Here is a 10,698-nt window from a genome sequence, read left to right on the forward strand (position 1 = left end):
CCTTCTGCATGTTGTCGAACGCGCCCTTGTCGATCAGCGGACCGACCAGCGCCTTGCCTTCCAGCGGATTACCGACCGAGACGGTCTGGTAGGCCTTCTTCAGGCGCGGCAGCAAGGCGTCGTAAACGCTTTCATGGACGAACAGGCGCCTCAGCGTCGTGCAGCGCTGGCCAGCGGTGCCCATGGCGCCGAAGGCAATCGCGCGCAGCGCCATGTCGAGATCGGCGGTCGGGCAAACGATGCCGGCATTGTTGCCGCCGAGCTCAAGCACCGCGCGGGCGAAGCGCTTGGCGAGCCGCGGGCCGACCTCGCGACCCATGCGGGTCGAGCCGGTGGCCGAGACCAGCGGCACCTTCGGATGGTCGACCATCACCTCGCCGACGGCGCGGTCGCCGATCAGCACTTCGAGCAGGCCGTGCGGTGCTTCGGCGCCGAAACGCTTGGCTGCGCGCTTGAAGATCGCTTCGCAGGCGAGCGCGGTGAGCGGCGTCTTTTCGGACGGCTTCCACACCACCGTATCACCGCAGACCAGGGCGAGCGCCGCGTTCCACGACCACACCGCGACCGGGAAGTTGAAGGCCGAGATGACGCCGACGACGCCGAGCGGATGCCAGGTTTCCATCATGCGGTGGCCCGGACGCTCGGTGGCGATTGTCAGACCGTAAAGCTGGCGGGAAAGGCCAACGGCGAAATCGCAGATGTCGATCATTTCCTGCACTTCGCCGAGACCCTCGGACGGGATCTTGCCGACCTCGATCGACACCAGGCGGCCGAGCTCAGCCTTATGCGCGCGCAGTTCTTCGCCAAGCAGGCGCACCAACTCGCCGCGCTTCGGTCCCGGTACCAGCCGCCAGGTCTGGAAGGCCTTGTGCGCAGCATCGATGGCCTTGCCGGCATCGGCCGCCGAAATCGACTTCAGCGCCGCGATCTGCTCGCCCGTTACCGGGCTGCGCACGATCAGGTCGCCACCGGAAAGAGCGTCCTTGGCAACGCCGAGTTTCTCCAGAAGTGAGGCCGTTTCCTTCGCTAACGTCATGTCTGTCCCTTTCAGATCCCGCCATTCATATGGCGAGGGTCAAAACCTTGCGCCACGCTCTGTCCATGCCATCGGGCATGGCGGGCGCTTTCATGGCGTGGCATTACTCGTTTCAGGGGAAAACCGCCACCCCGGCATGGTCCAAGGCGAAATTGCAGGATTGGGCCACGCGGCGGAACTTTTGATCAGCGGGCCTTGTGAACCGTCGGCTTCTCGGTGCTTTCCTTGATCAGCCGGTCGATATGCATGCGGATATGCGCTGCTTCGGCTGCGGTGTTGGCGAGCGCGATGGCGCGGTCGAAGGCGACGCGCGCCTCCTCGTTGCGGCCGAGTTGCATCAACAGGCCGCCCCTCAGGCCGAAGAAGTGGAAATAGCCCGACAACCTGTCCTCCAGCGGCTCGATCATGGCGAGCGCCGCCTCCGGGCCGCGCACCTTGCTGACCGCTACAGCGCGGTTGAGCGTCACCACCGGCGAGGGCTGCATCTGTTCAAGCAGGCCGTAAAGCAGGTCGATCTCGGTCCAGTCGGTATCCTCCGGCTTCGCCGCCCGAGCATGCAGGGCCGCGATCGCCGCCTGGACCTGGTAGGGGCCGGGCTTGCGGTGGCGCAGCGCCTTGTCGACCAGCGCGAGCCCCTCGTCGATCATCTTGCGGCTCCACAGGCTGCGGTCCTGGTCTTCGAGCAGGATGATCTCGCCATTTTCGTCGAACCTTGCCGGCGCCCGCGCATGCTGCAGCAGGAGCAGCGCGGTGAGACCCATGATCTCCGGCTCCGCCTGGAAGAGCCTGAGCAGCAGGCGCGCCAGCCGGATCGCCTCATCGCAAAGCGGGGCGCGTGCCGGCGCCTCGCCGCTATTGGTAGAGTAACCCTCATTGAAGATGAGGTAGACCATTGCGGCAACCGCGGCGAGCCGCTCCGAACGTTCGACCGGGCCAGGCGTTTCGAACGGCACGCCGGCGTCCGCGATGCGCGCCTTGGCCCGGGTGATGCGCTGCTCCATGGCGCTTTCGCCGACCAGGAAGGCGCGCGCGATCTGCTTGACGGTGAGGCCGGAGACGATGCGCAGCGCCACGGCGATCTGCTGCGTTGCCGGCAGGTCCGGATGGCAGCAGATGAACAGCAGCCGCAGAATGTCGTCGCGGTAGTGAGCGCCGTCCAGCCGCTCGGCGATGTCGCTCTCGGCGTCTTCCAGGTCGGAGATATGCTCCTCTTCCGGCATCGGTGCCTGCTTGGCGCGCTTGCGCACCGCGTCGATGCCGGAATTGCGGCCGACAAAGATCAGCCAGGCCGCCGGGTCGCGCGGCGGCCCATTCTTCGGCCAGTTCTTCAACGCCCTCAGGCATGCGTCCTGGAAAGCCTCTTCCGCGGCATCGAGGTCGCGGAAGTAGCGCAGCAGCGCGCCCATCGCCTGCGGACGGGCGTTGCCGATCGCGGTGCTTATCCAGGCAAATTCTGTCATACGGCGACCTTGGTGGGATTGAAGACCGAAACCGGCCTTATTTCGTAGGAGCCGCCGCTCGGATTGACCTCGGAGAGCTCGCGGGCGAAGGCGACAGCCTCGTCGAGATCGCGGCATTCGAGCGTATAGAAGCCCAGAAACTGTTCCTTGGTTTCGGCGAACGGACCATCGAGCACGATCGCTTCGCCCTTGACCTTCCGCAACGTAGTCGCCGCGGTGGTGGGCAAAAGCCGCGCCACCGGTCCGAGCCGACCGGCCTTGGCGTATTTTTCCTGCACGTTGAGGAGCTTCTCCATGACTTCTTCGTCCTGCTCCTTGCTCCAAGAGCAGACGACGTCTTCGGAAGCGTAGCAGAGGATGGCGTAGAGCATGGTCGGTCCTTTCCGTATCAAAGGACGCGACAGTAGGACCCTTCCCGACATGAGGTCGATAAAAAAATCGGCCGATCACGGGCTGGCTCTCTTTTACGGCCAGCCCTCAGGCACCGTGGGCCCGCAGCCATCTGAGCACCAGCGTTTCTTCCTCATCGAGGCCGGGGATCATCCGTTTTCGCCTGTTGGCTTCGGCCATTTCTTCAGGCAGTCCCCCCTTGGACCAGGCTTCGAAGACCAAAGGGTGGATGTAGCATTTTCGGCAGACGGCGCGCGTGTTGCCGAGCCGCCCGGCCACCTTGTCGACTATGCTGTTTATCGCGTGCCTTTGCTCAGCCTTGCTTTCAGGCAGTTGCGTCTGCGCGAGCAGCGATGCTGCGTGGATGGTGCCGCCCCAGGTGCGAAAATGCTTGGAGCTGAATTCCGCCCCCAACCTCTCGCGAATGTATTGGTTCACGTCCTCGGAGCGAACCGGTCGCCGATTGCCGTCTTCGCCCAGATACTGGAACAGCTTCTGCCCGGGGAGGTCCTGGGAACCGCGCACGATCCTGGCGATGCGCGGGTCGACCAGCCTTAGCTTCCATTCCTTGCCAGACTTTCCCTTGAAGGCGAACCGCAGGCTGGAGCCCTCTATCTGGACATGACGGTCGCGCAGAGTGGTCAGTCCGAAACTCTTGTTGTCCCGGGCGTAGGCGGCATTGCCGACGCGGATCATCGTGTTATCCAGCAGCCAGACCACCGATGCGACCACGCGCTCCAGAGGCAGGCCGTGGCGACGCAGATCGGCATCGATCTGGCGGCGGAGACCAGGCAGACCTTCGGCGAAAGCGACGAGGCTGGAGTATTTCGCGCCGTCGCGCTCCTCGGTCCAATGCGGATGATAGCGATACTGCTTGCGTCCGCGCTGATCCCGGCCTGTCGCCTGGATATGGCCGAACGGATCGGGCGATATCCACACATCGGTCCAGGCCGGCGGGATGACGATCGCCTTGATGCGGGCAAGCGTTTGCGCCCTCACCGACTGCCTGCCCGGGCCGACATACGAAAATCCCTTGCCTTTTCTCAACCTGCGAATGCCGGGATCGGTATCGCTGACATAGCTCAGCGAGGCACGATCGGCCGAATCTTGCGCACCGTCCTTCCGCGTCCCCTCCTCGCCGGGCAAACAATCCGGGGACGATGGCGATTTCTGCAGCATGATGGCTCCACGGAACTGGTCCGTAGATAAGCCGCCGGCCTGGCACTGGTTCCGCGCGACGGGTTATCGGCCAGGACTCGCGTCGGAGTTTGCGCCCCGGAAGGGTCAGGCACGTTGCAGTTGGACCGATAAAGTCGACCTGCGGCGCCGCGCCGCGATCTTCAACCGGTAGCGCAGGCAACGCCAGGCATCCATGGGAACCTTCGGCGCGGCCCGGGCCACAGCCAGGAACTTCGCCGCCGTCTCCAAATCGCCGCGCGCGTAGTGGACGCGCGCGATCTTGAGGGCGACAACCCCTTCCCGGGCCTTCAGCGTCGATTTGGGAATGCCGCATCTGGCCAGCTTGCGCAACGCCAGGCGCCATTGGAGAAAGCGCCGGACTGGCTTGACCGTGAAACGATCATCGGACCGCTCCGACGACACCAGATAGATCATGACCGGCCGGAGTTCTAGCACGAGCGACACCCTGCTCAGTATCTGCGCCCAGAACAGCGTATCCTCGTCGTAAGCGAGCCCTATCGGAAACCGTGTATCGCCGATCGCGTTACGTGATACGAGCACGCTGCCGACTGCAATCGAACGTGCCCTGCCTTCCAGATAGGCCGAGGCATTGGCCAGGCGGTCGGCGGTATAGCCGACCGGCGTCTTGATCTGCCGGTCCTCGCCATCGGTCCGCCTGCGGTACGCGCCAACCACCATGTCGGCGCCCGATTGGCTCCTGGAAAGCAATGCCCGCAGCCCGCCCTGCAGATGCAAGTCGTCGGCGTCGATCATGTAGATCCAGGGAAAGCCTGCCTCGGCCAGGGCGAGGTTGCGCGAGCCACCGGCGTCGCGGCAGTTCGACTTGATGACGCGGAGCGGAAGCGCCAGCCGCCTGGCGGCTTCGATCGCGACCGTGGCGGTGTTGTCGGAAGAGGAATCGTCGACCAGCAGAATCTCGCCGATGGCCGCGGCTTCCGACGCAAGCGAAGCCAAGGTGCGGGCGATAGTTGCTGCCGCATTGTGGGCCGGAATGATGACGCTGACTGCTTGCAAGCCGGTCTCCGAGTCGCCGCCGCGATGCGCCGGTATCTAGCCCCCCGTTCACGATACCGGTCCTACCCGATTTTGAGAAGCATCTAATGTATGCCGTGAAACATGTACGTCGCTTCTGGCAAGAATGAACCCAGCAAAAACAAAGATTTAGCGCATCATCGTTTCGGCGCGGCGCGCACTGAAGCAGTTCTCGGAAAAATATGGACCGATTTTTCGTTCGGAATTGCGTCGAAACGCGGAGGCAGAGCCGTTCGTCATGCCCATGAAACGATCAACTCTCTAGGCCGCGACCGGGATGACGTCGACCGCCTGCTCGCCGACCTGGCCGCCTGTGGTTTTCAGGACGCCAACGATCGGCGCGACGTCGGAATAGTCGCGGCCATAGCCGACGGTGATGTGGTCATTGCTGGCCCGCATGCCGTTGGTCGGGTCGAACTCCTGCCAGCCGGCATCGCGCCCGCACCAGACCTTGACCCAGGCATGCATGGCGTCCGCGCCTTCGAGGCGCGGCTTTCCTTTCGGCGGGATGGTGCGCAGGAAACCGCTGACATAACCGGCCGGGATGCCCAGGCCGCGCAAGCCCGCGATCATGATGTGCGAGAAGTCCTGACAGACCCCGCGTTTCAGGACAAAGGCGTCATCGGCGCGCGTCTGCACGGTGGTCGCTTTGCCGTCATAGGTGAAATCGCGGTGAATGCGATTGCAGAGGTCGATCGCCGTAGCGACCGCCGAGCCCGCCAGGCTCTCCCGGGCATAGGCCGTGATGGCCGCGTCGATGCCGGCGTGGTCGCTCGCGGCAGCGAAATGATGCGGCGCTCCAGGCGACAACGAACGTACCGCATCGAGTTCAGCCCTCAGGCCGTGAATGTCTGGCGATACGTCGAGGCCGGGTTCCGGCCGGGAGACCGATACGCGCGCGCTCATCCTGACATCGAGCGCATCGTGTGCGTCGCGAAAGGCGATGGAGGTGACGTTGTTGCCGAAGAAGTCCGAAAAATCCGCTCGCTCGGCCGGGGTCGGCGCGAAGGACAGCGAGGCGGCAATCACCCGCTGCACGCCGTTAAGCGTCTGCGGCAACACCCGCACCTGGTGCCGGCCGCCCCCGGCCGCGGCAGCATAGTCGTAATGCAGTTGGAGCCTGATGTCATAAAGCATCGCCACCTACCCGAAATAGGCCTTGGCGAGGCTGTTATAGAGATCGCCGATCTGGCCGGCGAGATCGTCGAGCACCTTCACGGTCATGTCTGCGGGCTCCATGACCGCGATCGCCGTGTTGAGTTGCAGGATCTCCTTGGCGGCGGGCGACATGTGTCCCTCGCCGCCGATGGAAGGCAGCATGCCGATTTCGGCCCTCAACCGTTCGAGCTGGAACAGGATGGAGCGCGGATTGAGCGGATCAAGCGCCAGGAGGTCGATCACGGTGCGGCGTCCGGCCTGCACCGGATACTGGCGCCGATGGGTCATGACGCTGTCGCCAATCTCCAGCATCATGTCGAGCGCGCCTTCCGGCGCCCCGTCCTTCGTGAGCCGCGAAAGCGTGCGCGCGGTCTGGATGCCGCGTTCCAGCCTGCGGCCGATCTCCAGGAAACGCCAACCGGTGAAGCGGTACATGTTCTCGTGCAGCAGGCCGGAGAAACCGGCAAGCTTGCGCAGCATCACGGTCATCGCCCGCGTCGCGTCGTCGCCGGGCGCGACCGTGTCGGCAAATTGATGGATCGTCTTCGACAGATCCTTCAGCGCCAGCCAGCCGTCCGGCGAGAAGCGGTCGCGGATCTGGCCGGCGCTATAGACGGCGCTGTCCAGCGTCCCGATCAACCCCATCGGGATCGCGGATTCGACGTCGATCCCGAACGGTTCGAGATGATCTCTGATGTCGGCAAGCAGCGGCATATCCGGGTCGGACGTCTCGGCGAGGCGCACATGATAGGCGCGCAGCACGCGCACAGTGTCTTCCGAACGCTCTATGTAGCGCCCGAGCCAGGTCAGGTTTTCGGCCGCGCGGCTCGGCAGGCTGCCCGGCATGGTGCGGGTGAAATCGTCATGCTCCTGCGGCAGGAGCGTCTCGCGTTCTACCGGCCGGTCGCTGACCACCCAGACGTCCGCCGCCTGGCCGCCGCGCTGCATGGCGATCGCTGTCGGGTCGAGGGAGAAGCCGACGCGGGCAAAGCCGCCGGGCATCACCGCCCAGCCGCCGGCAGTGCGCGCTAGATAGACACGCAGGCTGGCGGGTCGCGGCTCCAGCACGCCGTCGACAAAGACAGGCGTGGTCGAAAGCGTCACCGCCTCCTGGCCGACAAAGCCGGCGCCATCCGCCTCGATGCGCGCGACGAGTTCCGCATGCTCGGCGTCGGACAGCGACGAGCCGAGGCGGGTCGCGCCATCGTCCTCAAAGGCGAGCCGCGTCGACAGCGCCGGACCGACGACCATGCGGTCGATATTGGCGAGCACATGATCGCGTTCGGCCTCCTGGCCGCACCACCAGGTGGCGACATTCGGCAGCTTGAGATCCTCGCCCTGCAATTCCCGCGCGATCCTCGGCAGGAAGGAGAGCAGCGCGCGCGTCTCCATCAGGCCCGAGCCCAGCGCATTGACGGCCGAGACCGTGCCGCGCCGGATCGCTTCGACCAGTCCGGGCGTGCCGATCTGCGAATCTGGCTTGAGCTCCAGCGGATCGGCGAAGGCCGCATCGAGCCGCCGCCAAAGCACCCCGAGCGGCATCAGGCCGGAAACGGTGCGCACCATCAGCCGGCCGCCCGACACCGTCAGGTCCTCCCCTTCGAGCAGCATGATGCCGAGGTAGCGGGCGATATAGGCGTGCTCGTAATAGGTCTCATTGAGTGGCCCCGGCGTCAGGATGGCGACGCGACCGCCGGAGTCCTTCGCCATACCGTTCAGTGCATCGCGGAAACGGCGGAAGAAGCCTGCCAGCCGGTGCACATGCATCTCGCCATAGATGTCGGACAGCGCGCGGGTGGTGGCGACGCGGTTTTCCAGCGCGAAGCCGGCGCCCGACGGCGCCTGCGTGCGGTCGCCCAGAACCCACCAGCCCCCGTCCGGACCACGGCCGAGCTCGAAAGCGCAGAAATGCAGGAAATGACCGCTGGCTGGTCGCACTCCAACCACCGGACGCAGATATTCGGGGCTCGCCGCGATCAATCCGGCCGGCAGGATGCCCTTCTCGATCAGCCGGTTCGGTCCGTAGATGTCGGCGAGGATCGCCTCGAACAGGTCGGCGCGCTGCACGAGCCCGGCGCTGATCTCGGCCCATTCGTTCTCGTCGATCAGCAGCGGCACATGCGCCAGCGGCCATTCGCGCTCATTGGCGCCCGCCCTGTCATAGACGCGGTAGTAGACACCGGCGTCGCGCAGATACTGGTCGGCGCGTGTGAAGCGCTGCCCGAGTTTCTCCGCGCCCAGTTCGTCCAGCGCCTCGATGAAGGACCGCCAGGCCGGGCGCGGATTGCCTTCGGCGTCGACCATCTCGTCGACGACGCCCTCGATCGGCCGGTAGTGCGACAGCAGGCTACGCGCCCGCGACCTTCCGCTCGCCCGTTTCTGATTCCCCTTGGCCATTGTCGATCAGAGTCTCGCTGGTCGCCTCAGGTCAAGGGTCATGGGGAACTCTTCAGAGACTTGTTCTTCGCGCAGCACATAGCTTCCAGGGGTATGGCCGCGCGGCTCGAAACGGGCAAGCCGCCGCGCCTCGGCCTCATTACCGTTGACCGGGAAGGTGTCGTAATTGCGCCCACCCGGATGTGCCACATGGTAGACGCAGCCGCCGACCGAGCGGCCCGACCAGCGGTCATAAATGTCGAACACCAGCGGCGTGTTGACCGGCAGCGCCGGATGCAGGCCCGATGCCGGCTGCCAGGCCTTGAAGCGCACGCCCGCCACGGCGACCTCCCTGCTGTCGGTCACCTTCATCGGCACGATACGGCCATTGCAGACGACCGCGTGACGCTCGGGGTTCAGTCCTTCGGTTCTCACCTGCAGCCGCTCCACCGAAGAATCCACAAAGCGGACCGTGCCCCCGATGGCGCCCTGCTCGCCCATCACGTGCCAGGGCTCCAGCGCCTGTCTCAACTCCAGCTTGACGCCGGCATGCTGGACCTCGCCGCAGAACGGGAAACGGAATTCGAGCTGCGCGGCGAACCATTCGGGGCGGAAGTCGAAACCGTTGAGCTTCAGATCCTCCAGCACGTCGACGAAATCGGCCCAGACATGGTGCGGCAGCATGAAGCGGTCGTGCAGCGACGTGCCCCAGCGCACGAAGCGGCCGTCGAGCGGGTTCATCCAGGCGCGGGCAATGATGGCTCGCACCAGAAGCTGCTGGGCAAGCGACATGCGCGCATTGGGCGGCATCTCGAAACCGCGGAACTCGACCAACCCGAGCCGGCCGGTCGGGCCATCCGGCGAGAAGAGCTTGTCGATACATATCTCGGATCGATGCGTGTTGCCTGTGACGTCAGTCAGGAGATTGCGGAACAGCCGGTCGACCAGCCAGGGCAAGGGCGCCTCGCCTTTGTCCGGATGCGGCACCTGCGCCATCGCGATCTCGAGTTCGTAGAGGGAATCGTGGCGCGCCTCGTCGAAACGTGGCGCCTGGCTGGTCGGACCTATGAACAGGCCGGAAAACAGGTAGGACAGCGACGGGTGCCGCTGCCATTGCAGCACCAGGCTCTTAAGCAGGTCCGGCCGGCGCAGAAACGGGCTGTCGTTGGGCGTCGCGCCGCCCACCACGACATGGTTGCCGCCGCCCGTGCCGGTGTGGCGGCCATCGATCATGAATTTGTCGGTGCCGAGCCGTGACTGCCGCGCTTCTTCGTAAATCGCGGTCGTCGTGGCGACGCAGTCCTGCCAGTTGGCGGCGGGATGGATGTTCACCTCGATGACGCCCGGGTCGGGCGCGACTCGGATGACGTTGAGGCGCGGATCCTGCGGCGGGCTGTAGCCTTCGATATGCACCGGCAGGCCGACGGCCTTCGCGGCGTTTTCGGCCGCCGCCACCAGTTCGAGATAGTCCTCCAGCGCCTCGACCGGCGGCATGAACACGCAGAGCCGCCCGTTGCGTGGCTCGACGGTGAGCGCCGTGCGCACCGCGCCGCCAATCTCGGTCAGTTGCTGTTCGACACGATCCTGCTGGGCGGTTGCAGCCGTGAAGGAGGCTTCCGCCTGCCGCCGCGCCATCTCGTCGGCGCCACCGGGCTCCGTCGCCTCGGCCAGGATTTCGGCACGCGCCGGCAGCGGACCGCGCGGCACGGATGGATCCACCGGAACGATGTATGGAAATTGCGCAGGCGGGACATAGGGAAGCGTCCCCAGCGGCAAGCGGTAGCCGACCGGGGAATCCCCAGGCACCAGGAACAGGCGCCCGCGCCGCGTCTTCCATTTCTCGGAACGCCAGCGCTGCCCCGCGGCCTGGCTGTTCCAACGCTGTACGGGCAGCACGTATCCCGACGGCTTGGTCAGTCCGCGCTCGAAGACGCGCGCCATGCGGCTGCGCTCTTCCGGGTCTTCCAGCTTCGAATTGGAGGGATCGACATTGTCCGGCAGCTTGCCTTCCTTGAGCAGCCATTCGGCCGGATCCTCATAGGCTTC

General features: G+C 65.2%; 8 protein-coding genes. All 8 read right to left on the reverse strand.

What is annotated here, in order from left to right:
* A partial coding sequence (locus Q0L57_RS30010) for an aldehyde dehydrogenase family protein (protein WP_296746711.1) occupies positions 1-1,036 on the reverse strand: 1,036 nt, incomplete at its 3' end.
* A 185-nt stretch (positions 1,037-1,221) separates the two neighbouring features.
* On the reverse strand, positions 1,222-2,496 hold the full coding sequence (locus tag Q0L57_RS30015) for an RNA polymerase sigma factor (protein WP_296746712.1): 1,275 nt from the start codon (positions 2,494-2,496) through the stop codon (positions 1,222-1,224).
* The gene (locus Q0L57_RS30020) at positions 2,493-2,867 is read right to left on the reverse strand and encodes a YciI family protein (protein ID WP_296746713.1); all 375 of its coding nucleotides are present in this window, start codon (positions 2,865-2,867) and stop codon (positions 2,493-2,495) included. Before Q0L57_RS30020 ends, Q0L57_RS30015 begins: the two co-directional genes overlap by 4 nt.
* A gap of 106 nt (positions 2,868-2,973) precedes the next feature.
* On the reverse strand, positions 2,974-4,065 hold the full coding sequence (locus tag Q0L57_RS30025; protein ID WP_296746714.1) for a DNA topoisomerase IB: 1,092 nt from the start codon (positions 4,063-4,065) through the stop codon (positions 2,974-2,976).
* Positions 4,066-4,170: 105 nt separating this feature from the next.
* The gene (locus Q0L57_RS30030) at positions 4,171-5,100 is read right to left on the reverse strand and encodes a glycosyltransferase family A protein (protein ID WP_296746715.1); all 930 of its coding nucleotides are present in this window, start codon (positions 5,098-5,100) and stop codon (positions 4,171-4,173) included.
* A gap of 279 nt (positions 5,101-5,379) precedes the next feature.
* Positions 5,380-6,255, reverse strand: coding sequence for a transglutaminase family protein (locus tag Q0L57_RS30035; RefSeq protein WP_296746716.1), 876 nt, complete (start codon positions 6,253-6,255; stop codon positions 5,380-5,382).
* Positions 6,256-6,261: 6 nt separating this feature from the next.
* A complete protein-coding gene (locus Q0L57_RS30040) occupies positions 6,262-8,673 on the reverse strand; it encodes a circularly permuted type 2 ATP-grasp protein (RefSeq protein ID WP_296746717.1) in 2,412 nt (803 codons plus the stop codon).
* A 6-nt stretch (positions 8,674-8,679) separates the two neighbouring features.
* Positions 8,680-10,698, reverse strand: a 2,019-nt coding sequence (locus tag Q0L57_RS30045; protein ID WP_296746718.1) for a transglutaminase family protein, incomplete at its 5' end; no start/stop codon positions are given.

This window comes from Mesorhizobium sp., assembly GCF_024509055.1.
GTDB lineage: Bacteria > Pseudomonadota > Alphaproteobacteria > Rhizobiales > Rhizobiaceae > Mesorhizobium.

Bases quoted from the DNA above. Each gene is read 5' to 3' on its own strand.
- Q0L57_RS30020 (WP_296746713.1), bottom strand. From the start codon at position 2,867: ATGCTCTACGCCATCCTCTGCTACGCTTCCGAAGACGTCGTCTGCTCT.
- Q0L57_RS30025 (WP_296746714.1), bottom strand. From the start codon at position 4,065: ATGCTGCAGAAATCGCCATCGTCCCCGGATTGTTTGCCCGGCGAGGAG.
- Q0L57_RS30015 (WP_296746712.1), bottom strand. From the start codon at position 2,496: ATGACAGAATTTGCCTGGATAAGCACCGCGATCGGCAACGCCCGTCCG.
- Q0L57_RS30040 (WP_296746717.1), bottom strand. From the start codon at position 8,673: ATGGCCAAGGGGAATCAGAAACGGGCGAGCGGAAGGTCGCGGGCGCGT.
- Q0L57_RS30035 (WP_296746716.1), bottom strand. From the start codon at position 6,255: ATGCTTTATGACATCAGGCTCCAACTGCATTACGACTATGCTGCCGCG.